This is a genomic window from Burkholderia sp. L-4 (assembly GCF_056856535.1).
Genome location: NZ_JBXEOX010000004.1, coordinates 73,826 through 95,002 on the forward strand (window position 1 = coordinate 73,826; position 21,177 = coordinate 95,002).

A 21,177-nucleotide genomic window follows, 5' to 3' on the forward strand; every position below is an offset into this window, starting at 1 on the left:
CTTGCCTTGAATTTTCTTACTCCGCCCGCGAAGCCTTGCCGTGTACGTGCAGTTCGGCGGCTGTCGCAGCCTGTGCGAGCGTCACGGGTGCGTGCACGATCGACATTGCGGCGATTTCCCCGTCGCCGTTCTCAGCATAAGCTGCGGCGACACCCGCTGCGACCAGAACGGTAAGAACAGAAAGTCGGGTGTAGCGATACATGATTCGTCTTGGGCGAAGCGCAGGAACTTGCGCAAGCCGAACGGTACGTCGAGAGACTTAGCCTTACCTTAGCTATGCCGGATTCCTACGTGAAATTCGGCCTGCCTGACGAGCACTCGCAAGGGACACGGAATTCAGGCGATCCGGTCAGCAATGCTTTTCATGAACACAATCTCGATCGAGTATGTCGATCATGTCGTCTTTCTCTACATCAAGTTAAGCGCATCTTAAGAGGCCAGTTCAAAAACTCCGGAGAGGGGTTGTTTACTTCCTCGGCAAGCTGTTAACCTTGGGCATCAGAACAAGGGAAGTCCAAGGATGGAAGCGCCAATCATTGACGACGAACTGTGGATACTGATCGAACCATTGCTGCCACCTGCGAAGCTTCGCGCGAAGAGCGATCCTGGTCGTCCGCGCGTGTCCGATCGTGCGGCGCTCAACGGTATCCTGTTCGTGTTCAAAACGGGAATTCGTTGGAACCACTTGCCGACTCGTCTGGGCTTTGGCTCGGGCGCCACTTGCTGGCGGCGATTGAGCGGCTGGCAAAAGGCTGGTGTATGGGACCAACTGCACGAGTTGCTGCTCGACAAGTTGCGTGCGACCGGCCAAATCGATCTGTCATACGCTGCGGTCGATTCGTCGTCCGTGCGCGCCGTTGGGGCGGGCGAAAAACTGGCCCGAACCCCACGGATCGCGCGCGACCCGGTTCCAAGCACCACATCCTCGTAGACGCCAACGGCGTTCCTCTCGTTGCGATCCTGACTGGCGCGAACACCAACGACGTCACGCAGTTGCTGCCGCTCGTTGATGCGATCCCACCCATCCGCGGCGTTCGTGGCCGACCGCTTCAGAAGCCCGGCGTCGTCTACGCCGATCGCGGCTACGATTGCACCCGACATCGTCGCGCGTTGCGCGAACGCGGTATCAAGCCGGTGATCGCCAAGCGCCGGACCGAGCATGGCAGTGGTCTGGGCAAGTATCGTTGGGTGGTCGAACGTACGCATTCCTGGCTCCACAATTTCCGTCGCCTACGCACTCGCTTTGAGCGACGTGCCTACATTCACGAAGCATTCCTGAAACTTGGCTGCTCGCTCATCTGTTGGAACATCTTCCGACGAGCTGAGCAGGGGTTTTTGAACTGGCCTCTAAGTTTGGAATGCGAATCTTGAGTTACCGGATGCAAGTCATCTTCCGCACCGGAAATACGCAACTTTATAGAGAGACTGATCATGAACGTGAAACTCAAACTGCTCGCTGTGTCGCTGGCCGCGCTGTCCCCAATGATGTCGTTTGCCCAATCCGGCAATGTGCCGCTTACCCGCGCTCAGGTGCGTGCGCAATTGATTCAGATCGAAAAAGCCGGGTATTTTCCGTCACGCAAGGATCCCAACTACCCCGACTTGCTTCAGGCCGCCGAGCGGCGCATTTCGCTTGAACGAACTGGTAGCGGTGTCGGAAGCGAGCCTGCTAACCAGGCCGCGTCGGGACGGCATGTGTGGAAGAATGACCAGAGCCAGTTGTACCGGCATCACTGATTCCTGGCAACTCGATCACACCGCTTCAGGAACTTCAGATCAAATGTGCACGGTGCCGGAATGACTCGGCCAGTCATTCCGGAAATCCTGTTGTCCGGTTTTCAATGCAGCGTGGGACGCGGGGAATTTGGACTATCCACGGTATGCGCATCCACCCGAAGAGCGGAATGCCGTCCCCATCGATCAACCGGGCAAACCGCAGCCGATGTACTAGCGCTGCATCGCCTTCCCGGCGTCACGGCCAGGCACACCCTTCCCATAGGGCGATGTCGTCGACATCCGTCGCTCCGCCGCGCGTCGAGCGTCATCGATCGCACGATCTTCACGTTCGACCCTTATGCGCTCGAGCGTCACATCCGCGATCGCGATACCGGTACCCTGTACCTTCGCGGAAGCAAACGCGGGAACCATGGCAAGTACTAAAGCCAGCAAGGCATTGATAGGCGGTTTCATCGATTTGTTCCGCGGTCGCGGCTCCTGTCCTTCACATCGTGACAAAATTCAAGTTGTTCTCTGTCGGTTCGACGGCACGACGTTGCTTGGTTCGACGCCGGGGATGCGGACATGGCATCAATTCCCCTCGCGCTCCCGCTCGCTGCCCGGGATCGAGCCGTATCGGCTCCGTCGCAAATGGATCCGAACGACAGATGCGACCAGCGTAGCTCGACAAACTTAGGGAAAGCTTAGGACTTCCCCCAGGCGCTTGAATGGGCAAAGTGGCCGAGCTTGCATGTCCGCCCCACCATCTCGCTCGCAATGCGCACGCGTGGCGACGTGCAGCCACGATTGACGTTCGTCGTGTACGGCACCCGTTAACCATTCCTTAAGCATGCGTCATCATGATCTTTCGAAGCGGACGTCGATCCGCGACTGTCGAGAGGCTATGGCGATGGATTCAACGGTGCGGTATGCGGTACTGGCAGCGACGATCTCCAGCGAACTTTCCGGGCGCCTTGCCAAAAGGCCGGCGATCAATCCCGTGCCGCGGTTCGATGCGCTTTCGTATGCCCTGCCAGAGGGCAATGCAGCGATCATGTCATCGCGATCAACCGAAACGGAGTCGGCATGCGCGTTTTGGTGGTAGAGGACGATGCGCTGATTGGCAATGGTTTGCTGCGCGGGTTACGGCATTCGGGGTTTGCTGTCGACTGGGTTCGGGACGGCGAGGCCGCGTCGACAGCATTGCGCTCCACACAATACGGTCTGATCCTGCTCGATCTCGGACTCCCCGGCGAAGACGGTTCATCGGTTCTCGCAAGGTTGCGCCAACGAAACGATCCGACTCCGGTCATCATCGTCACGGCCCGCGATGCGATTGGCGATCGCGTGGCCGGCTTGGATGCCGGTGCGGATGACTACCTTGTCAAGCCTTTCGCGCTGGAAGAACTGCTCGCGCGGATCCGCGTCGTTTCCCGCAGGCAAACGGGAAGCGCGCAAACCGTATTCCGGTCCGGCACACTGCGGCTCGATCCCGCACAGCACCGCGTCTGGCTCGGGGCCGAAGAAGTGCCGCTTACGGCACGGGAGTTTGCCATCCTGGAGGAACTGATCCGCCGTCCAAAGGCGATCGTTACGCGCGAGCAGCTCGAGGAATGCCTATACGGATGGAACGAGGAAGTCGAGAGCAACACGGTCCAGGTTCACATCCACCATCTGCGCCAGAAGCTCGGTACGGAAGTCATCGTGACCGTACGGGGCATCGGCTACCGGATCGGAGCCCCTGAATGAAATCGCTCAGGCGCAGACTCCTGCTCTGGCTCGTGCCCACGACACTGTTGATTGGCGTAATCGCCAGCGCAACCACGTACTGGGGTGCGTTGACCGAAATCGACGAGCTCTTGAGCGATCAGTTGAAGGCGGTCGCCCGGCACGTGATCGTCGATGCCAACGGCCGCCTGTCACTGACGGGTGTCAGGCAAAATGACGACGCCAGCCTGTCGGGCCAGCAATCGCACGGCGTATTGCTGGAAATCTGGCGTGGATCGGGTGTTCTTTTCAGCACCGACCCCGACGCGTCGCTGCCCCCGCCACGCGGTCCCGGGCTCGTTGACGTCGCCAGTCGAGGGCAGCTATGGCATACCTACGTGTATCGGAGCGGCGACACCCTGATTCGCGTCGCCCAGGTGCAACGCGCACGCTGGGAGGCCGTCGCAGAAATCGCAATGCATCTGCTGTGGCCGGTTCTATCGTTGCTCCCCGTTCTTGCACTCTTTCTATGGTTCGGTATCGGCTACGGATTGCACCCGCTTCGCGAGATCGCATCGACGCTTCGACGACGCGACGCCGACAACATGCAGTCGATCGACACGGCAACGATGCCCGGCGAAGTCGTTCCCTTGGCCGACGCCATCAACGATCTTCTGCGCCGACTCGACCAGTCGTTTTCCATACAGCGACGCTTCATTGCCGACGCCGCCCATGAACTGCGCACACCGATCATGGGGCTCGGCATCCAGGCCGAACTGCTTCCCCTTGTCCGGGACGACCAGGAACGCGACGCGATTGTCACGCAGATCCGAATCGGTACGTCCAGGCTCGCGCATCTGGCGGAGCAGTTGCTGACGCTGGCGCGCCTCGCGCCGCAGGCCCCGGACACGCTGTCCGAACAGATCGACATTGCCGCGATCGCGCTCTCCGTCGTGGGCGATCGGGAGCGCGTTGCGCAGGCTCATCATATTGACCTGGGGTTGGTTGCCGCGGGGGCCGTGATCGTTCGTGGAAGTCAGGAAGAGCTGCGGATTTTGCTTAACAATCTGGTCGACAACGCGATCCGGTACGCTGGCGCGGGTGCATGCATCGATGTCGTGGTCGAGGAAGACGGAGATCGTCCAGTACTGGAAGTTCGAGATACCGGGCCGGGTATCCCCGATAACGAGTTGACGCGAGTGTGGGAGCGTTTCTATCGCGGTGCGGGCCAGCACGCTTCGGGAACAGGCCTGGGTCTCTCGATCGTGCAAGGTATTGCGGAGCACCACCAGGCTGAGTTGAAGATGACCAACCGGGACGGCACACGGGGACTGAGCGTGCGGGTCATTTTTCCTCATCGAGACAGCTGAGAAGACACGACCGGATTCCCGCCATGGCGCGCCTGTTGAGGTCCATCTCCCCCTGATACGCTCTTGAGCGCTTCAGGGGGATGCGTGGCGTGATCAGGGAGCGACAGGCTTGCCGGTCGCATCCTTGACCTTGACCTTCCATTGGTCCTCGATCTCGCTGATCACCGATTGCGGCAGCGAAATGTAATCGAGACTGTCGGCGGCCGCGGTGCCGTTCTTGAATGACCAGTCGAAGAACTTGAGCGTTTCCTTGGCCTGCTCCGGCTTGTCCTGTACCGTATGCAACAGCACGAACGTGGCGCCGACCACCGGCCACGCATTCTTGCCGGGCTCGTTCGTCAGAATCTGATAGAACGATTTCTTCCAGTCTGCACCGGCAGCGGCGGCTTTGAAGGTTTCGGTCGCCGGCTCGACCACCGCGCCCGACTCGTTCTTCATCGCCGTATAGATCATCCGGTTCTGCTTCGCATACGCCCACTCGACGTAACCGATCGCGCCCGGCAGACGCTGTACGAACGCGGCGACGCCATCGTTGCCCTTGCCTCCCGAACCGGTCGGCCATGCCACGGTCGTGCCTTCCCCAACCTTGCTCTTCCACTCGGGGTTGACCTTCGACAGGTAGTTCGTCCAGATGAAACTCGTACCCGAACCGTCCGCGCGACGAACTACGGCGATGTCGAGGTCAGGCAGCTTGACCTTGGGGTTCAGCGCAACGATGGCCGGATCGTTCCACTTCTTGATCTTCCCGAGGTAGATGTCGCCAAGCACCGGGCCGGACAACGTGAGTTCTCCAGCCTTCATCCCCGGCACATTGATAGCCGCCACGACACCGCCAACGACGGTCGGGAACTGAAACAGGCCGTCTTTCGCCAGTTCGTCATCCTTGAGCGGTGCGTCCGAGCCCGCGAAATCGACGGTCTTGGCCTGAATCTGCTTGATTCCGCCCGACGAACCGATCCCCTGATAGTTGATTTTTCCACCGCCAGACTTGTGATAAGCATCCGCCCATTTGGCGTAAATCGGTGCAGCGAACGTGCTGCCCGCACCGGTGATGTCCACCGCATGAACAAGCGACGAGGAGAGCATCGTCAGCATCAGAACAGGGATCGCTTTCAATTTCATTTCCATTCCTTCTGAGTGTGGTAAGCGCGGGACGATAGCGGTGTCATGTGACAGTTTCGGGACAGCGTTGCCGAACTCGCGCGCACCGGCTGCGAGAACGACCGCACGCACCGCCAATCGCGCCCAAGGATCGAGTCGCACCAGGTCAAGATAGGCCCGCTTTGTGCCAATTCCGCACGGCGTATCGCCGCGCGCCACTTATCTTGGTGCCAGACTTTCACGCCGCATCTCGGCGACGCCAGCTCAGTCCTGGTGCGGCTCCGTGAAATGCGATCCGATCATAGTAGGTGCAGATTCACCGACATCACGGCAAGCATCAAAGCATGGGTGGAATCCTGATTTTTCCCGCTGCCGCAGGGATATTCGCTTTGGCCAGCGATGGCACAACCTCGTCGATTCGAAGCACTCGCTGCCCGCATTAGTCACGCAGAGCAAACCGATGAGCGCCATCGGTTGTATGTTAGTTTGCAGGGCCGACGATGAGATCGCTATACATCGCAGAGCGATAGTGTCCTGGCTCGTTGCAAAACACGAGGTACCTTCCTGGCTTCAGTGAAAATCGCGCTGTTACGATCTCCCGCTGATTCAGGTCCTCGATGCCCTGTAGCCCTTTCAGCTTGTCTTCGGCCACCTGCTGTGTTTTTGAATAGTAGGGTAACGTTAGATCGGATCCGGACCATCGAATAATCATAAATTCGTGCTTCAAGGTATGCGACTCGTTCTCTATCGTGAACTCGACGGGACCGGCCGCGACCTTCGACGGACTTAGACTCAGCGACATCCTTCCATTTTCCCCGTCTGAAAGCCTCACCCTAACCGAAGCCGGCTCGGCGGCCCATACAGACGACGAGATAATCGCGAGTGCGATGACTCGGGTCCCCATAAATAGGATTTTCGGCGACATGGGCTGCCTCCTTCATAGCGATGCATTGATTTTGTTGGATCGCATATAAGCACAACGCGTAGCCTACGGCGCTAGTGATGCGCGTACAACGCGTGTTGCGACTTGCTCAACGACATGCTGCCGGTTTGCTGGCCGGCCTCCATTCCGCCGTAGCCCGACTCGTCCGGCCTTGGAGGATTATTTCTGGCTCGAGGCGGCACCCCATGTTGATCGGTCGACTCCCGCTGAGTCTCCCCCCACTGGTGGGCACCGCGTATTCCGGGTGGTGTTGCTGACGCGTAGAGCGGCACCGTGGCGGCAAGCGCGCTAGCGATCAGGAGCAAAGATTTCATCGCAAGCCCTCCAATGACACTTCATCCCATGTTCATCCGAACTGGCACCGCAATGCACAACACGAATGTCCAGCCGATGTCATCAGCGTAGGATTCGCACCTTAAGGTTTCCTTATCGCAGTCGTGATTGCGCGTACTGCGCCAACGGCGATCCGTGTTCAGGTTAGCGATGACGTGGCGTTTCGTTCGAAGATGATCGGTGGTCTCCAGTTTCATGAGTAAGCGATCATCTTCCAGCGAAATAGCCAATGGCGCGACGAAAGCGGCCTGGCCGCTGTGGCGTTGGACTTGCTATCGATACCGAGCGTCATCGATAGAGTGTGCCGTTCGTGATGATGCGACGTTTCGCAGGCGTCCGATTACCCAGTCACGTCAATCGCTGTATCCTCAATGCGAGGTCACGATGACGCGGGAATCGTGACACGGATGCCGAACCCCTCCCCATTCAGCCCGTTGATGTACGCGAAACCACCACCGAGCTTGGTCACGATGCGCGCGACGATGGACAATCCGAGTCCACTCCCACTTTCGCTATGATCGCCGCCGCGAAAGAAGCGATCCTGCAATCGAGACAGGTTTTCGTCCGAAACCCCTGGCCCGTCGTCCCGTACCTGAAGGCAAACCGCGCCGGCGTCCAGCCAGGTTGCGATTTCCACACTTCCGCGTTCACGACCGTATTTGATAGCGTTATCGACGAGGTTGTCGAGCAGCACGCGGATCAATGTCGGTGGAGCGTGCACGATCGTGTGCTCGTCGGAACGTGATGTCAGCAACATCTGCTTGAGATCGGCGCGCGCCTGAAAATCCATCACGCAGGCGTGTACTACGAGCGCCAGGTCGACGTCCTCGCCGGGCATCGGTACCGTCTCGTCAAGCCTCGCCAGCGCAAGCAGTTGGTCCGCCAAATGTGTGCTTCGGTCGACTCCCTCGACAACCCGTTGCATCGCACGCCGCTGACGGTCCGGATCGCGTGCCGTGAGCGCGACTTGCGCCTGAACCTTCAGCGCGGCGAGCGGGGTCTTGAGCTCGTGTGCAGCGTCGCTGGTGAACGCGCGTTCGCGATCGAGCGAATCGCGCAGGCGCAGCAACAACGTGTTGAGTGCGGCGACCAGCGGTCGCACCTCGTCGGGAATGCCCTTCGTGCCGATGGCGTCGAGACTCTCGGGCGAGCGCGCTGCGATCGCCTCGGACAGCGTCCGCAGCGGTGTCAGACTGCGACCGATCGCCAACCAGACCAAAACAGCCAGCACGGGCAACGCGAATGCAAGCGGCCGGGCGACGCGGCGCGCAACCTCGGCAGACAGATCGGAACGGTGCGTGCGTTGTTCGAAGATGCGCACCGTACGGCCGCGCGCGGCATCGGTTAGCACGTAGGCGTGCCACTTCGGATTGCTGAGCCGAATCGGGCTCGATGTTGCTGCGGGAAACACCGGCAAATCGAGCGAGGCAAGCCCGGGACTCGCGGCCAGGATGCGTCCGCCGGCATCGCTGACCTGATACAGCATCCGAGGCGAGGCATCGTTGTCGCCGTCGTCGTCTTCGGACGAACCGAGCGCGATGTCCGCAAAGACTGGGAGATCTGATGCATGGAGTCCGGCGAACGCCCTGGCAATCTGCTCAATGCGGGCATCGTCCCATTCCTCTGCCTCGTGTATTGCCTGGCGATAGCTGGAAACCAGCGAATAAGCCCAGACAGCTACAACGCCCGACAGCACCAGCAAGGTGAGCCGTTGCCTGATCGAGCCCATCACGACGTCTTCTCCACCACATACCCGACGCCACGAATCGTCCGGATAAGGTCAGCCCCCAATTTTTTGCGCAGATTCGAGACATGCACTTCGATCGCATTGCTTTCGATCTCTTCGTTCCAGCCGTAGAGGCTGTCCTGGAGCCGCGCACGTGACAGCGGGCGGCCCTGGTTCGCCAGCAATTCGACCAGCAACGCGCATTCGCGCGACGTCAGCGCTATCCGTTCAGTACCGCGCGTCACCGTCATCAGTGCGGGATCGACCGACAAGTCGCCATATTCGATCGTGTCGGTGCCGCGGCCTTGCGAACGGCGCACGAGCGCCCGGCAGCGGGCGATCAGCTCGATCAGGTCGAACGGCTTGCCGAGATAATCGTCGGCACCCGCGCTCAAACCGCTCACGCGGTCGGCCACCGTATCGCGCGCGGTCATGACGAGCACCGGTGTATGGTCGCGGCGCTTGCGGAGCCAGTCCAGCAATTCAACCCCCGACATGCGGGGCAGACCGAGATCGAGCACGACGAGATCATACGGCGTGGTTTCGAGCGCGAGCTGGGCCTGCCTGCCGTCATGCGCCCAGTCGACCGTCATGCCTGCGTCGATCAGGCCGTCTTCCACGCCGCTTCCAATCAGTTTGTCGTCTTCGACGAGTAACACCCGCATGGCATCGCGTTCCTGTTGGTTCCGGACATGGCCGTCCATTGCCGCACGATAACCGCAGGCGCGGGCCGTCATCAAGCCGGTCGCGAAAAAATCCGGGCCTTAAGAATTCGTTAACGTCTGCACCATAAGGTCGCGTCACCGATATTCGCAACCGAATGATGACCATGAACAGCCCGTCGTTCCGACTCCGATTCTGCGCAGCGCTGGCCGTGCTGCTTTCCGTGGCTGCCGCGCCGGCCTGCGCCGGCGAGATCAAAACGCTGATGCGGGACATGAAGCACGCGATGCAGGGGGCCATGAACAGCCGGACGATCGCTGAAATGAAAGGCTATGTGACCCGGCTCGAAAGCGATGCGCAACAAGCCAGCCGACAGCGCTATCGCGACGACCAGTCGACCTACGACGAAGGTATGCGCACGCTGCAGGGCGAGCTGGCTGATGTCGACCGTGCGATCGAGGCGAACGATCTGTCGGCTGCCAAGCAGGCGTTGCGACGGATCAACGGCACGAAGAAGCACTATCACGACCTGCTCGGATAACGTCGACCGGACACGCTTTCGCCACGGAACAGGTATTCCCGCCATGAAAACAGTCACCCGCTACCCGCTGTCGATCAGCCTGCTGCACTGGCTGCTGGCTGTCGCGCTGATCGGCAATTTGATCGTCGGTCTGCTGCTGGACGACAATGAAGATCTCGTCAGCCTGCACAAGTCGATCGGCATTGCCATTCTCGGCCTCGTTGCAATCCGTTTCGCTAATCGCCTACGCATGCATCGCCAGTTGCCGCCGTCGATCAACCCGGCCGGCACGCTAAACCGTTTCGCGGAACGCAGCGTTCACGGGTTGCTTTATGTGCTGATGCTTGCCATTCCCGTGCTAGGGTGGATGAAGACAAATGCGGCTGGCCACACCGCCAACTGCTTCGGGCTCTTCTCGCTGCCTGACCTCGTGCCACGGAATCGAGAACTGTCGCACTGGCTGGGAGAATTGCATGCGCTGGCGGCATACGGGCTCGCCGCGCTGGTCGGCTTGCACGTCCTCGGCGCGCTCGCACACAAGCTTTTCAAGTCCGAAAACGTGTTGTCGCGCATTCTGCCTTTGCCGACGCGCGTCGCACGACAGGAAATTTCGTCTTGCGATCAAGATTGAACGGCGAGAGCAGCGGAGTGCGGCACGCCAACGGGTGACGCAATTAAAGTCAGACGAATGTCGCCTGAAATCGCGTCCGACCCAAAATCGATGCAATAACGCCCCACCCCACGGTTCCACGAAAACGAACGTGGTTGACGGAGGTCAAACCGCTAGAAGCCGGACATGCGAGAAAGTGCCATGTGCACGATCGCCGGGTGCCATTGGGAGACATACATGAGCGCCAGCACTTCCCTCTTCCGGGCAGCACCCGCTCGACAACGGGTGCTGATTGCCATCGACGGTTCCACCGCGGCCGCTCACGCACTCGCGTACGCCAAAGCGTTCCTTCCGGCGAATGCCACGGTGCATATCGTCACCATTGTGGAAAATCCGGGAACGCTCATCCCGCTCGGATCGAAAACCCAGACATTCCTCGAATCGGCGCGCGACGAGTTGCTCAGGGATGCGTCCGATGCGCTGTCGCGCGCCAGATCCGCAATCGCGCGTGACGACCTCGCCATCGACGCGGAAGCCATCGACCTGGCCACCCACGGCGGCGATGTCGTGCATGCGCTGGCCGACAGCGCGCAAGCCTGGCAGGCCGATCTCCTGATCGTCGGCGCGCGCCAGCATCATGGCCTGCTCGGATGGGTCGAAGGAACCGTTTCCGGACCGCTCGGCAAGCTCGTCGGCTGCCCGAGGCTCATCGTTCCGGAAGGCTTCGCGTCGGTTGCCGAACACCTGCCGCAGCGGATGCTGTTTGCCATCGATGGAAGTCCGATCGCACTCAACGCTCTGCGAACGGCGTTGAAGTTCGCGCGACCGGACACCGAATTTCGTGTGATATACGTGCTCGATCGCCCCGTATCACTGGGCGATTTCGTCCCCGTAGAGACGCTGGAAAACGCATTGATCAGCGAAGGCAATCTTGCATTGCAAAAGGCCACGGCTCTGCTCGGCGACCGGGCCGGGCAAACACGATCGCAATTGATTCAGACGGACCGGACTGGCGCCGACGTTCCTCGTCTGATCGTGCACGACGCCATCGAATGGAACGCGGATATGATCGTCATGGGCACTCACGGGCGGCGAGGTGTGACGGGCTGGCTCGTCGGCAGCGTGGCCGGGCGCGTGGCGCACATCACGAAAACGCCGGTCCTGCTCGTGAGCCCGTCGCGTGCGTGATGCATTGCGTCGTCACGTATCCGCGCCCACTGCGTGGAACAGTTCTTCTTCTTGGCGCAATGCGAGCGCACGATCGCCTCCAGCCAGTACAGCAGACGTTATTGCGGGCGTCGCTTTCGAGACGGTTTCCGAAGCAAGGTCGGATTGCTTTGACATTACGATTCTGGTCATGTTCCAGGGTTGAGCAAAGCCGGTTAGTCGCAGCCGACACGAAGGCCAATGCGTGCGACTCCCGTAGCGACGGCCGCCGGCATTCACGTCGAAAGCTCGTCGAACGCCACCAACGCATGTGCCGCATACATCATCGACGGGCCGCCCCCCATGTAGACGGCGACACCAGCAACCTCCTCGACCTCCTCGCGCGTCGCCTTCAGCTTGATCAGCGATTGCATATGGAACCCGATGCAGTCGTCGCAGCGACACGAGATCGCTATGCCCAGCGCGATGAGCTCACGTGTTTTTTTCGTCAGCGCGCCATCTTTGGTACCGGCCGCGCCCAACGCGCCGAAGGCGGACAAGAGTTCTGGCTGTGACTGCCGAAGCTTGCGCATCTGCTCCGTGACTTCGGCGGTTCTTTCACGATAACGCAGCGAGTTCGACATGGCTGGGCCACTCCGAAGCGAGAGAATATGGACTGCTCACGACGCTTCGACTCTGCGACAGGCAACGGTGCACCGCGCGTCTGACAACGACGTGACCTCCGGCATGTCTTCAATGGTATTAATGGACGCTCAGCAAGACTTGATCTGCGACAAAGGATCGACCGCCCGTTCTGCGTACCGTTGGACTTATACAAACGACCTGGAGACCAACATGTCCAAAGCAAACAGGTTCACCGTCTCGTTCCTGTTCGGTGTCGCGATTGCGATGACGGCCGGCCTTGCCAACGCCCAGCCTCGCCAGCCTGCTGCAGGCCCCGCTGTCGAGTCGGGAGGCATGATCTATGGCAGCCAGCTGATGACGCCGGCCGAGCGGACCGAATACCGTACGCGGATGCTCGCCGCCGCGTCGGATGCCGAGCGCGAGAAAATCCGCGCCGAACATCATGCCGAGATGCAGAAGCGTGCGAAAGCGCGCGGAATCAAAATCCCCGACGCGCCCCCCATGCGCGGCATGCATCGCGGGCAAGGAATGGGGATGGGCATGGGGCCCGGCTATATGCATGGCTTGCCCACCGGCCCCGCGAGCGGCGCTGCTGGACAGTAATCGCGCAATTCGGCGCATCCGGCAACAGCACACGCCAGTATGGCGCCGCCTGTTCGCGGATTGTGTTCGGTCCGAATTTTTTCGCGCGCTCGCGCGCTTCGGCAGTCGACAGTCCGGCAGTCGTTTCCAGCGTCACGGTCTCTTCCATGGACGAGGCACCTTCAATACCGCGCTTCAATACCGCGCTACCCAGGGTGGACCGCGTAGGAGCCCACGCTGATATGTGGCATGCGGTTTTCGCGTCCCTGGTAAACAGGCATTACTGCCAGTTTGGCCAGAGCGCCTCAATGACGGTCATTTGTGTCCACACAAAACGAGCCACAACCGGGGGCGGATCAACTTGCCGCAGCGGTGTGGCGTTGGTAGGGCACCCCCTCTTCGATTGGAAGTGAGAAGTCACGGGACCATTCGTTCCAGGAGCCGAGGTATAGCCGCACGTTCTTGATGCCGGCTTCTTCGAGGGCAACGAACGTTGTGGACGCCCGCGCGCCCTTGAAGCAGAAAACGACGACCGGCGTATCCAGCCGAATCCCGACTGTCGCGCATTCCGCCAGAATCTCTGCCGGAGACTTGAACATCTGGCCGGCGGGTGTCGGCTTCAGCATGCGGTACCACTCGAGCCACACCGAGCCTGGAATGCGACCTTTTCGCGGGCAAAAGTCTTTACCGTACGGAGATGAGCTTTCCCCAATCCATTCGTCGACGTCCCGCACATCGAGTTTCACCACGTGTGGGTCGGCGACCGCGACTTTCATCTCGTTCAGATCCACCAGAATGCTGGCGCCCTCCGCTCCGACGGGAAACCTGACGGGCGTCGGCGCCGGTACGTCGGTCGTGCTCGGTAGCCCGGTTGCGCGCCAGGCACTGAACCCGCCGTGGAGCACCTTGATCTTGTCTTTCGGATAACCGAGATAGCGGAGCAACACGTACCCCCGGCAGGATTGTCCAAAGCCCGTTGTCATAGACTGCTCATAGACGACTGCTGTTTCGCGCCCGGACAACCCGACCTTGCCGAAGGTGTCGGTGAAGGTCTCGCGCAACGCCGCTATGCCTTGCGGCGTCGACATCGCCAGATATGTGAATATCTCGTGGATGTTGACTGCACCGGGCAAGTGGGCTTCCGCGTAATTGGCGGCGTCTCTCGTGTCGATGAGCACCGCCGGCGTCATTTTCATGAGTTCCGCCAAGTCGGTGGCGGAAATGAGGACTCTTTCATGCATGGCAAGCCTCACTGGCTGATGACGAAACACACTTCTGCGTAGCTGTCTTCGCGACGCGCGACAGTCGCCTGCGGCAAGAATTTGGAGGCGTTCATCGCATCGACGTTGATGTCAGTCAATCGCGAATACCGGGAAGCCCCGTTGACGCAGGTCAACGGTCGGCAATCGCCACGGCCACCGATCCGGTCACGTCGGCGGATTTCTGGTCAGGACAACCCGGGCCCCGTCACGCGCGACGAATCCCTCCCGCTCAAGTTCGGCCAAGACGCGATACAGGGTTTCGTGTGCAATCCCAAGCGCGCGTGACCACTGAATTAGCGACCCCGGTACCGTAAATACGCCACGGGCGTCGCCTTCGAGTCGCAGGCAATGCAGGATGCGCTCGCGCGGTGATCTCAGCGTGAGGCGCTCGGCGCGTGCACGGGATTGCATCAACGCCTGGGACAGGAGCCGGATCCAGTCGATCGCAAAGGTCGAATCGAGCCGCAAAGACGCTAGCACCGCTTTGGCCGGCAGAACTAGCAATTTACTGGCGACCGGGCAAACGCCGTCGCAGTGGTATCGCGCGCTAAAGAGACTCGCTTCCGCCACAAAATCACCAGGTCCCGCGGTCTGCAGTGTGATCGACCCGCCGCGGGCTTCGTCACGCCGCAACAATACACGGCCCGCCTGAACTTGGTAGACGGCCTGCACCGGCTGCCCGCGACGAAATACGGTGGTGTTGGCGTCGAATCGGCGCAGCTGTGCGGCCAGACGCAATGCCTCGGGCCAGGAGGGTGGCAGGCCTGCAACGTGGGCATCGATAGCCCGTTCAGGCATGTCCACCGCGGGCTTCGTGACCGCGGACCCGTTATTCGGGTGTGGTGTCGGCGGCATGGTGAGATCTCATGTCCGCGCCATTCCCCGCCATTGCGTCGTGGCCATGGTCGGACAATTGTGCACTAAACCACTGGTGCAGCGCGGTGACCAGGCGGGGGTGATCGGTTCGATAGGCGATTTCGCCGCCGTTGGGCAGATCGCGATAGGTGATTGCCAGCTCGCCCGGCTTCGCTGCGCGGAGTACCTCGAGGCCCGGCATGGCCTTGCCGTGGATCTGCTCCGGTCCCGCGAAGTCGCCGGCGGCGAACTGCCGCGCGAGCATCGCCAGATGCTGGCGAATCAACCCGGTCTGCTGGGGATCGTCTTGCTTGGTCACAACCTGCTGAATGCCGCCATCTGCGGTCTTGGTGAAGATATGGATAGTGGCCGCCAGCGAAAACGGCATGACGTCGGCACCCCGTTGCGCGACCGTCTTCTGGCGCGCGGCAGTGTCGGCAGCGGCGGATGAAACGAGGAACCCGGCAGCAAGTGAAGTGGCGACCAGAAGCGAAGCGGTGCGTGCCATAAGTGTCTCCCCTCTTGGATGCAGCCGAAGTCTAGCGCTGTAATCAGCCGTGCACTATGACTGGAGTCATACTTCGCGAATCTCTGCATCCCGTGCACTCCGCCGTCAACATGGCAAATGCAACTTTGCGCGACGGCCTGCGCCTCAACGCGAAGGACGATTACACCTGACAGCGCTCTGGGCCGAACGGTCGTATCCGACGTCGACAACCACACTCGGGCCCACCGCGAGACATTAACTCCATGTTTTATATGACATTTTTTGAGGGGCGCAAGGCAAGGCCTTATCAGGCTTAAAGGCATCTAACAGGAAAAGCGCACGGGAATCAAAGGCATCCCTTAAAAGGCTAAATTCGCGGATTCGAGGGTCGACCCGCGTGCCGCCCCAAGGTACGCGTGGACCGACTCCGCAATTCAGCGGTCCGCGGGCGGTTGACGCAGCCGATCGACCGGGTCCATAATGCGGCCGTTGCTCGGTTACTGTGTCGGTGCTGCTACCACCCCAGTCAGCAATGATCTTCGTTTTGCCCAGTCTTTCCACCCCGTAGTACCTGTTGTACCGATGCGCCCTTTGCCAGCATCGCGTATGACGCCCTAGCACGTCGTGCGCTGGTGTACCGGCAAATCTCGATTCTTCAAGGACTCGAAATGGCGTATCCCATTGTGCTTGCCGCACAGGCTGCGGCAGAACTCATCTCGGCAGATATCCTGCCCCTTTCCCCTCAGACTTGCCAGAATCTTGTCACTGCGGCGCTTGTTGGCGACGCGGTCAAGAACTTCGAGGACGCGACGGCAAAGAAGCTGCCGACCGTGACCGACAAAGCGCAGGCCGCCGACACTCGCGGCGTACCGCCAATCTGGAGCCGCCAACTGCGCGACGACGCTGTCGCGGAACGGGCTGGCAAGGCAATGACGCGCGCGTTAGTAAAAGCGGGCCTACCCCAGCCCGCAGCGCTCGAGTTCAACTTCCTCAAGTTGCGCGTAGCCGAAATCGTGACGCGCCAAATCCGTGAGCGGGGCCTCTTCGTCTACACTCAGAGACTGCTTTTCTCGCCCGAATTTGCGAAGACCGGGTTGCAGGTGCTAGACAGAATGAAACTGCCCGAATTGCCGCCCGTGGCAGCGAGTGTCGCCGTCGCGACCGGCGAAGTGCCGCCGCTGCCGTCCCGAACCCTCAAGGACCATTTGCAGGTCCTGAATTCTCGGCCGATGCGAGGGTGGCGTGGACCGCGGGGTTCGTTCACCGACTGGGTCGCGAAAGCAGCGCCGATAGTCGTGGAGTTTCCGGCACCGAACGTGGCGGCCGGGCGCACATGTCGGTCGGACCGTTTCAGTATCGGGTACCGGCGCTCTGCCGAGTTGGGCATGGGCTTCTTTTTAGCGACTGACTTCAACCAGATCGACGATCGCCTCAACGTTGTAACGCCCATGCTCTTCCACAGCGCCGCCCCGGATGGCGAGCCGCAACCTTGGCGGGTCGAGTTCCTGAGCGAGCAAATTCATCGGGGCTTTACGCCCCGCGACGACGACTCGCGATTGCAGAGAGCGCTGGACGACGGTGCCCAGCTGAAAGTCTGCCCGTCCTGCGAAGAGATCTATTCCGACGCGCGGGAGGACCTGAAACTGCGCTGCCATTGCGCTCGCACCCACTAATGCCTTCGGAGATGATCATGGCGAAGAACGAACTCGTGATCAGCGACGTCGGTCGCTCGATCGACAGTGACGTAGAAGAACTGCTTGAGCTGGCCGCGCGATTGGAGGAATTAGGAGTTCGCGACGCGGCGACCGAGCGCGGCGAGCGGTACGTGCGCGATTCCGAATCCGGTGACACCGTTGTCGCCTCGCGTGACGTGATCGTCAAGCGCACGCGCGCGACCCTCGGTGTAATGGTTGCGCTGCCGGGCGCTTCGAAGGATGACGTGCTTGCGGACCTCACCGCATTCACGCAAGAGCTGCGGGGCACGGTGGTCGGCCACTGCCAGTCCTGGGTGTCGCAGCGCGGGAAGGACTAACGTTCGCCTGGTCCTGAAGTGAAGCTCGCGGGCGGCGGATCGACATCCCCCGCCCGCTTGCGATTTTGGCAGTTGGTAGGCGCGAGAGTCTCAAGCAAGGAGTGTGCGGATCAAGGCGGCGAGACGTAGTAGTTCGTCGTCGACCGCCCGACGTGCCAGCGGCAAAAACCTCCTGCGGGGGAAGCGATAGTTCGGCTCAAGACACCATTGAAGATCGCCGTTCTCACGAAAATTCGCGTTCAACCACCATGGATACCGCAAGGCGCCGGCACCATCCCCCGCACCTAGAAGGCGATGGACGGCGAGAGCAACTGGTTCGGGCCCGACGAAGACAACATACGGATGTGAGGGGCGGAACGGATGCCCCTGACAAGACCACAACGTTGCAACGCCAGGGATCGAATTTAGCGAGTCACAAACAGGGCGAATCGCTGGTTCGATGAATGTGGCCATCGAGCGGTTCCTAGATCGCAGCGCCGTTCCTGCACCGAGCACACCACGGCCCTTTCGACGCGCTGCCCAGCGCGACATGACCGCAATAGCCACAACGGACCGCCACGGCACCCAAGTACATAAACCTCTCCCAATCAACCACTTCGAATCGATTCATACCCTCATTAAAAGGGCCAGACAGTACCGCCACCGCTATCGGCGCGGCAGCCTGCGGTGCAACGCAGGGCGTTACCTGTCGCGCCCCAAATTATCCCATCTCAGTTCACATTGCGACACAAATCTTCCCGGTGCGGCGCCGCCCGGCGTACGGCAGCGAGTGACCGCGTCGCAGGTTCGATCCAAATTGTCAGAATCTGTAAAACGTTTGCGCGAGACTTCCGAAACCGCTCGTTTTCCCCTAAATTAGCGATGCCTCAGGCCGTCCGGCCTGGCCGGCGGAACCTGAGACGAAGGAAGAACAATGAGTTTTGCGCCAAATGGCGGCCCTCCCGGCGGTATGGGCGGCAGCCCGTTCGGCTCGCTGAGCGCTCTCGGCGGGCTCGCTGGTCCGGTCGCTTCTACGGTCGCCGGAAACGTAGGCCCTCTTGCTGGAGTCGCCGGCCATCTCGATACTGTCCAGCGTGCCATGCAACTGGCGCAGACGGGCTTCTCGCTGATGGAAAAGACGCCTTCATCAATAGCAGAAGCGATCAACACCGCGACTGGCGGCGTCGCGAAGCTCACGCAACTCAACCGCTACGTCACGCTCGAGACACCACTGGGGCCGGACGTCCTGCTGGTCAGTGCGGCGATCGTCGACGAGTACGTGAACCGCCTTCCCGAGATTCATCTCGACCTTCTGTCCCACGCCCACGACTTGACGCCCGACAAGCTGATCGGGCAACCGGTGAAGCTCAAGCTCGATCACCAAGCGAGCCTTTCTACCGTCGAGCGGATTGTTGCGACCGGCGGGGGCGACGACTTCCGATACTTTGACGGTTACGTCTCGTCGTTTGATCGTGCCGGCAATCCCGGCCGCGTCACCCAATATCACATGACGGTCGTTCCGTGGTTCTGGTTCTTGACGCGCTCCACCGACTGCAGGATTTTCCAGAACAAGACCGCGCAGGACATCCTGCGTGAGATCTTCCAGGAACATGGTTTCGCCGACTTCGCATTCGACATTCATTCGAGCCAGAAGCCCCTCGAGTACGTCGTGATGTACCAGGAGTCCTATTTCAATTTTTGCGCGCGGCTGATGGAGCAGGAAGGGTTGATCTGGACGCATCGCTACGAGAAGGACAAGCATATCCTTGCGATCGCTGACAGCAACCTAGCGTTTAAGCCGATCGACGGGCTCGCCTCGGTCCCTTTTGCGGATAGCCAATCGAGTGAGTTCAACGGAATCGATCAGCTCCACGAAGGGCGCCGGTTCGGTGTCGGAAAGGTGACGTATCGCGACTTCAACCACCAACAGCCGTCGTCGCCGTTGATGCTCGTCGAGGCCGGTCCGCAAAACCTTGATCACGCGCGCCTCGGAACGACAGAGCGATACGAGCACCAGTCGCTGTATGACCACAGCGACGACGGCAATCGCTACGCGCGTTATGCGATGGAAGCCGAAGAGGCACAGGCGCACCGATTCGTTGGCCGCGGCTTCGCCTGGCGGATGACAACGGCCGGCCGGGTGAGCGTGACAGGACACCCCGTCCTCGCGAATAACCAAGACTACGCAGTCCTTCACGTTCGACACGAAGCGGTGAACGACTACACCCAGCACGCTTCGAAGTTACCCTATCGCAACAGCTTCTCTTTACTGCCCATCAAAATCCCCTTCCGGCCGCAGCGGACTACGCCGAAGCCCGTCGTCAACGGCACACAGTCCGCCATCGTCGTCGGCCCGAAGGGCGAACAGATTCACACGAACGGCAGCTGCGTGAAGCTCCATTTTTTGTGGGACCGCCGCGGCAAGATGGACGGATCCGATTCGATGTGGATACGGGTATCACAGCCATGGGCCGGGGCCGGTTGGGGTGCTGCAGCGATCCCCCGGATCGGCCAAGAAGTGATCGTATCGTTCAACCAGGGGGACCCCGATAACCCCATCATCGTGGGCCGGGTGTTCAACGGTGAGCAAGGAAATCCGTACCATGGCGCGGCCGGCCAAACAATGGGCATCAAGAGCCAAACCCATAAAGGCGAAGGTGGGAACGAGTTGCTGATGAGCGACGTCAATGGCGCGCAGATGCTCTACATGCACGCGCAAAAGGACATGCACACGGTCGTTCAGGACGCGCAATCGACGAAGGTTTTAAAGGGTGACCGCACGATTCACGTCGCCGAAGGTAACCACGCGACCACCGTCTCTGTCGGCAATCAAACGGACGTCGTTGCACAAGGCAACACGCTTCATCAAACGCCACAAGGTGTCCATACGATCGAAACGAAAGAACTCTGGATCAAGGTCGGCGGTGAGGACGGTACGAAAATCCACATGACCGGCGACACGATTGAGATCTACAAGGGCGGATCGATCATTCGAATCAACGAAAGCATGATCATTGCGCAGGCGCCCACTACGCACATCAACCCGAAGAACGGCTGACAAAATAGGACGGACCATGGCGTATCGAATGCAAGAGGGCGAACTCGCGATCCCTGCCGAGTGGTTGGACAAATCGATGAACGTATTCGTCTCAGCCGCTACAGGGACCGAGGGCGTCAGTTTCGTCATCTCGCGTGAGCCGCTCCCGTGGGGCATGAAGTTCGAGGAGTACGCGGCGAACGAAATTTCCAAGCTCGCGCGCACTGTCCCCGACTACAACTCGATCGAAACGACCCCGGATTCCGTTTCGGATCGCCCCGCCCAGACGCACGAGTTCAAGTGGACGAACAACGGCGCGCCGATCCACCAACAACTGACCATGGTGGAGTACGGCCACATCGTCCTAATGCTCACGTTCACATCTCCCGGGACGATAAGCGAATCACAGCGCGACCAGGTTCGGGGCGTCTTACAGAGCCTGCAGCTCCGCGCGCCTGCCTGA

Annotated in this window: 22 protein-coding genes and 1 pseudogene; 12 read left to right on the forward strand and 11 right to left on the reverse strand. The window is 60.4% G+C overall.

What is annotated here, in order from left to right; genetic code table 11:
* Positions 1 to 16 precede the first annotated feature (16 nt).
* A complete protein-coding gene (locus tag AC1VVG_RS35395; RefSeq protein ID WP_226168456.1) occupies positions 17 to 202 on the reverse strand; it encodes a hypothetical protein in 186 nt (61 codons plus the stop codon).
* 318 nt (positions 203 to 520) lie between these two features.
* Between AC1VVG_RS35395 and AC1VVG_RS35400 the strand changes: the two genes are divergently transcribed.
* Both AC1VVG_RS35400 and AC1VVG_RS35405 read left to right on the forward strand, forming a co-directional pair.
* Positions 521 to 1,371 (forward strand): IS5 family transposase gene (locus AC1VVG_RS35400; RefSeq protein ID WP_482837671.1). Its coding sequence is split into 2 segments (ribosomal slippage): positions 521 to 869 and positions 869 to 1,371, totalling 852 coding nucleotides; the frame shifts between segments, so codons are not numbered across the junction.
* 60 nt (positions 1,372 to 1,431) lie between these two features.
* Positions 1,432 to 1,737 carry a DUF4148 domain-containing protein gene (locus AC1VVG_RS35405; protein ID WP_021156833.1) on the forward strand — a complete coding sequence of 102 codons (306 nt, stop codon included), beginning with the start codon at positions 1,432 to 1,434 and terminating at the stop codon, positions 1,735 to 1,737.
* Between the two features lie 210 nt (positions 1,738 to 1,947).
* Here the strand turns inward: AC1VVG_RS35405 and AC1VVG_RS35410 are convergent, their stop codons facing one another.
* Positions 1,948 to 2,190 (reverse strand): hypothetical protein, encoded by a 243-nt coding sequence (locus AC1VVG_RS35410; RefSeq protein WP_059710535.1) that lies wholly within the window; start codon positions 2,188 to 2,190, stop codon positions 1,948 to 1,950.
* Positions 2,191 to 2,802: 612 nt separating this feature from the next.
* Here AC1VVG_RS35410 and AC1VVG_RS35415 point away from each other — a divergent pair.
* On the forward strand, positions 2,803 to 3,465 hold the full coding sequence (locus AC1VVG_RS35415; RefSeq protein WP_175895133.1) for a response regulator: 663 nt from the start codon (positions 2,803 to 2,805) through the stop codon (positions 3,463 to 3,465).
* Positions 3,462 to 4,793, forward strand: coding sequence for an ATP-binding protein (locus AC1VVG_RS35420; protein ID WP_175924721.1), 1,332 nt, complete (start codon positions 3,462 to 3,464; stop codon positions 4,791 to 4,793). Before AC1VVG_RS35415 ends, AC1VVG_RS35420 begins: the two co-directional genes overlap by 4 nt.
* A gap of 93 nt (positions 4,794 to 4,886) precedes the next feature.
* On the opposite strand, the gene pstS is transcribed toward AC1VVG_RS35420, so the two are convergent.
* The 4 genes from pstS to AC1VVG_RS35440 all read right to left on the reverse strand — a co-directional run bounded on the left by pstS (position 4,887) and on the right by AC1VVG_RS35440 (position 9,561).
* Positions 4,887 to 5,915, reverse strand: coding sequence for a phosphate ABC transporter substrate-binding protein PstS (gene pstS, locus AC1VVG_RS35425; RefSeq protein ID WP_059710674.1), 1,029 nt, complete (start codon positions 5,913 to 5,915; stop codon positions 4,887 to 4,889).
* A 460-nt stretch (positions 5,916 to 6,375) separates the two neighbouring features.
* Positions 6,376 to 6,819 carry a hypothetical protein gene (locus AC1VVG_RS35430; protein ID WP_042972918.1) on the reverse strand — a complete coding sequence of 148 codons (444 nt, stop codon included), beginning with the start codon at positions 6,817 to 6,819 and terminating at the stop codon, positions 6,376 to 6,378.
* Positions 6,820 to 7,549: 730 nt separating this feature from the next.
* On the reverse strand, positions 7,550 to 8,899 hold the full coding sequence (locus tag AC1VVG_RS35435; RefSeq protein ID WP_226168472.1) for an ATP-binding protein: 1,350 nt from the start codon (positions 8,897 to 8,899) through the stop codon (positions 7,550 to 7,552).
* Entirely contained in the window at positions 8,899 to 9,561 is a 663-nt protein-coding gene (locus tag AC1VVG_RS35440; protein ID WP_059710673.1) for a response regulator, read from the reverse strand. The genes AC1VVG_RS35435 and AC1VVG_RS35440 overlap by 1 nt, the downstream gene beginning before the upstream one ends.
* 164 nt (positions 9,562 to 9,725) lie before the next feature.
* Here AC1VVG_RS35440 and AC1VVG_RS35445 point away from each other — a divergent pair, with 164 nt between their 5' ends.
* The 3 genes from AC1VVG_RS35445 to AC1VVG_RS35455 all read left to right on the forward strand — a co-directional run bounded on the left by AC1VVG_RS35445 (position 9,726) and on the right by AC1VVG_RS35455 (position 11,877).
* Positions 9,726 to 10,100 carry a cytochrome b562 gene (locus AC1VVG_RS35445; RefSeq protein ID WP_059710672.1) on the forward strand — a complete coding sequence of 125 codons (375 nt, stop codon included), beginning with the start codon at positions 9,726 to 9,728 and terminating at the stop codon, positions 10,098 to 10,100.
* A 43-nt stretch (positions 10,101 to 10,143) separates the two neighbouring features.
* Positions 10,144 to 10,710, forward strand: coding sequence for a cytochrome b (locus tag AC1VVG_RS35450; protein ID WP_021156824.1), 567 nt, complete (start codon positions 10,144 to 10,146; stop codon positions 10,708 to 10,710).
* A 216-nt stretch (positions 10,711 to 10,926) separates the two neighbouring features.
* Positions 10,927 to 11,877, forward strand: a complete 951-nt coding sequence (locus tag AC1VVG_RS35455; RefSeq protein WP_080322601.1) for a universal stress protein — start codon at positions 10,927 to 10,929, stop codon at positions 11,875 to 11,877.
* 254 nt (positions 11,878 to 12,131) lie between these two features.
* Here the strand turns inward: AC1VVG_RS35455 and AC1VVG_RS35460 are convergent, their stop codons facing one another.
* Positions 12,132 to 12,479 (reverse strand): carboxymuconolactone decarboxylase family protein, encoded by a 348-nt coding sequence (locus tag AC1VVG_RS35460; RefSeq protein WP_021156821.1) that lies wholly within the window; start codon positions 12,477 to 12,479, stop codon positions 12,132 to 12,134.
* Positions 12,480 to 12,690: 211 nt separating this feature from the next.
* Here AC1VVG_RS35460 and AC1VVG_RS35465 point away from each other — a divergent pair, with 211 nt between their 5' ends.
* Complete coding sequence (locus tag AC1VVG_RS35465) at positions 12,691 to 13,083, forward strand: hypothetical protein (RefSeq protein ID WP_175895119.1); 393 nt, start codon at positions 12,691 to 12,693, stop codon at positions 13,081 to 13,083.
* A gap of 34 nt (positions 13,084 to 13,117) precedes the next feature.
* Here AC1VVG_RS35465 and AC1VVG_RS35470 read toward each other — a convergent pair.
* The 4 genes and pseudogenes from AC1VVG_RS35470 to AC1VVG_RS35485 all read right to left on the reverse strand — a co-directional run.
* A pseudogene (locus AC1VVG_RS35470) lies at positions 13,118 to 13,231 on the reverse strand (cation-transporting P-type ATPase); the annotation flags it as partial.
* A 187-nt stretch (positions 13,232 to 13,418) separates the two neighbouring features.
* Positions 13,419 to 14,303 carry a sulfurtransferase gene (locus AC1VVG_RS35475; RefSeq protein ID WP_021156819.1) on the reverse strand — a complete coding sequence of 295 codons (885 nt, stop codon included), beginning with the start codon at positions 14,301 to 14,303 and terminating at the stop codon, positions 13,419 to 13,421.
* Between the two features lie 186 nt (positions 14,304 to 14,489).
* Complete coding sequence (locus tag AC1VVG_RS35480; RefSeq protein WP_059710531.1) at positions 14,490 to 15,122, reverse strand: Crp/Fnr family transcriptional regulator; 633 nt, start codon at positions 15,120 to 15,122, stop codon at positions 14,490 to 14,492.
* A gap of 31 nt (positions 15,123 to 15,153) precedes the next feature.
* The gene (locus AC1VVG_RS35485; protein ID WP_205672643.1) at positions 15,154 to 15,687 is read right to left on the reverse strand and encodes an aspartate carbamoyltransferase; all 534 of its coding nucleotides are present in this window, start codon (positions 15,685 to 15,687) and stop codon (positions 15,154 to 15,156) included.
* A 647-nt stretch (positions 15,688 to 16,334) separates the two neighbouring features.
* On the opposite strand from AC1VVG_RS35485, the gene AC1VVG_RS35490 reads away from it, so the two are divergent.
* The 4 genes from AC1VVG_RS35490 (at position 16,335) to AC1VVG_RS35505 (ending at position 21,177) form a co-directional block, all read left to right on the forward strand.
* Positions 16,335 to 17,339 carry a hypothetical protein gene (locus AC1VVG_RS35490; protein ID WP_482837672.1) on the forward strand — a complete coding sequence of 335 codons (1,005 nt, stop codon included), beginning with the start codon at positions 16,335 to 16,337 and terminating at the stop codon, positions 17,337 to 17,339.
* Positions 17,340 to 17,356: 17 nt separating this feature from the next.
* A complete protein-coding gene (locus AC1VVG_RS35495; protein WP_194794425.1) occupies positions 17,357 to 17,698 on the forward strand; it encodes a hypothetical protein in 342 nt (113 codons plus the stop codon).
* 913 nt (positions 17,699 to 18,611) lie between these two features.
* A complete protein-coding gene (locus tag AC1VVG_RS35500; protein ID WP_482837673.1) occupies positions 18,612 to 20,735 on the forward strand; it encodes a type VI secretion system Vgr family protein in 2,124 nt (707 codons plus the stop codon).
* A 16-nt stretch (positions 20,736 to 20,751) separates the two neighbouring features.
* Positions 20,752 to 21,177: a DUF1795 domain-containing protein gene (locus AC1VVG_RS35505; protein WP_482837674.1), complete on the forward strand. Its 426-nt coding sequence runs from the start codon at positions 20,752 to 20,754 to the stop codon at positions 21,175 to 21,177.

Coding starts and splice junctions, on each gene's coding strand:
- AC1VVG_RS35415 (WP_175895133.1), top strand. CDS start 2,803: ATGCGCGTTTTGGTGGTAGAGGACGATGCGCTGATTGGCAATGGTTTG.
- AC1VVG_RS35505 (WP_482837674.1), top strand. CDS start 20,752: ATGGCGTATCGAATGCAAGAGGGCGAACTCGCGATCCCTGCCGAGTGG.
- AC1VVG_RS35435 (WP_226168472.1), bottom strand. CDS start 8,899: ATGGGCTCGATCAGGCAACGGCTCACCTTGCTGGTGCTGTCGGGCGTT.
- AC1VVG_RS35445 (WP_059710672.1), top strand. CDS start 9,726: ATGAACAGCCCGTCGTTCCGACTCCGATTCTGCGCAGCGCTGGCCGTG.
- AC1VVG_RS35410 (WP_059710535.1), bottom strand. CDS start 2,190: ATGAAACCGCCTATCAATGCCTTGCTGGCTTTAGTACTTGCCATGGTT.
- AC1VVG_RS35490 (WP_482837672.1), top strand. CDS start 16,335: ATGGCGTATCCCATTGTGCTTGCCGCACAGGCTGCGGCAGAACTCATC.
- pstS (WP_059710674.1), bottom strand. CDS start 5,915: ATGAAATTGAAAGCGATCCCTGTTCTGATGCTGACGATGCTCTCCTCG.
- AC1VVG_RS35440 (WP_059710673.1), bottom strand. CDS start 9,561: ATGCGGGTGTTACTCGTCGAAGACGACAAACTGATTGGAAGCGGCGTG.
- AC1VVG_RS35485 (WP_205672643.1), bottom strand. CDS start 15,687: ATGGCACGCACCGCTTCGCTTCTGGTCGCCACTTCACTTGCTGCCGGG.
- AC1VVG_RS35465 (WP_175895119.1), top strand. CDS start 12,691: ATGTCCAAAGCAAACAGGTTCACCGTCTCGTTCCTGTTCGGTGTCGCG.
- AC1VVG_RS35480 (WP_059710531.1), bottom strand. CDS start 15,122: ATGCCTGAACGGGCTATCGATGCCCACGTTGCAGGCCTGCCACCCTCC.
- AC1VVG_RS35455 (WP_080322601.1), top strand. CDS start 10,927: ATGAGCGCCAGCACTTCCCTCTTCCGGGCAGCACCCGCTCGACAACGG.
- AC1VVG_RS35495 (WP_194794425.1), top strand. CDS start 17,357: ATGGCGAAGAACGAACTCGTGATCAGCGACGTCGGTCGCTCGATCGAC.
- AC1VVG_RS35460 (WP_021156821.1), bottom strand. CDS start 12,479: ATGTCGAACTCGCTGCGTTATCGTGAAAGAACCGCCGAAGTCACGGAG.
- AC1VVG_RS35405 (WP_021156833.1), top strand. CDS start 1,432: ATGAACGTGAAACTCAAACTGCTCGCTGTGTCGCTGGCCGCGCTGTCC.
- AC1VVG_RS35500 (WP_482837673.1), top strand. CDS start 18,612: ATGAGTTTTGCGCCAAATGGCGGCCCTCCCGGCGGTATGGGCGGCAGC.
- AC1VVG_RS35420 (WP_175924721.1), top strand. CDS start 3,462: ATGAAATCGCTCAGGCGCAGACTCCTGCTCTGGCTCGTGCCCACGACA.
- AC1VVG_RS35430 (WP_042972918.1), bottom strand. CDS start 6,819: ATGTCGCCGAAAATCCTATTTATGGGGACCCGAGTCATCGCACTCGCG.
- AC1VVG_RS35395 (WP_226168456.1), bottom strand. CDS start 202: ATGTATCGCTACACCCGACTTTCTGTTCTTACCGTTCTGGTCGCAGCG.
- AC1VVG_RS35475 (WP_021156819.1), bottom strand. CDS start 14,303: ATGCATGAAAGAGTCCTCATTTCCGCCACCGACTTGGCGGAACTCATG.
- AC1VVG_RS35450 (WP_021156824.1), top strand. CDS start 10,144: ATGAAAACAGTCACCCGCTACCCGCTGTCGATCAGCCTGCTGCACTGG.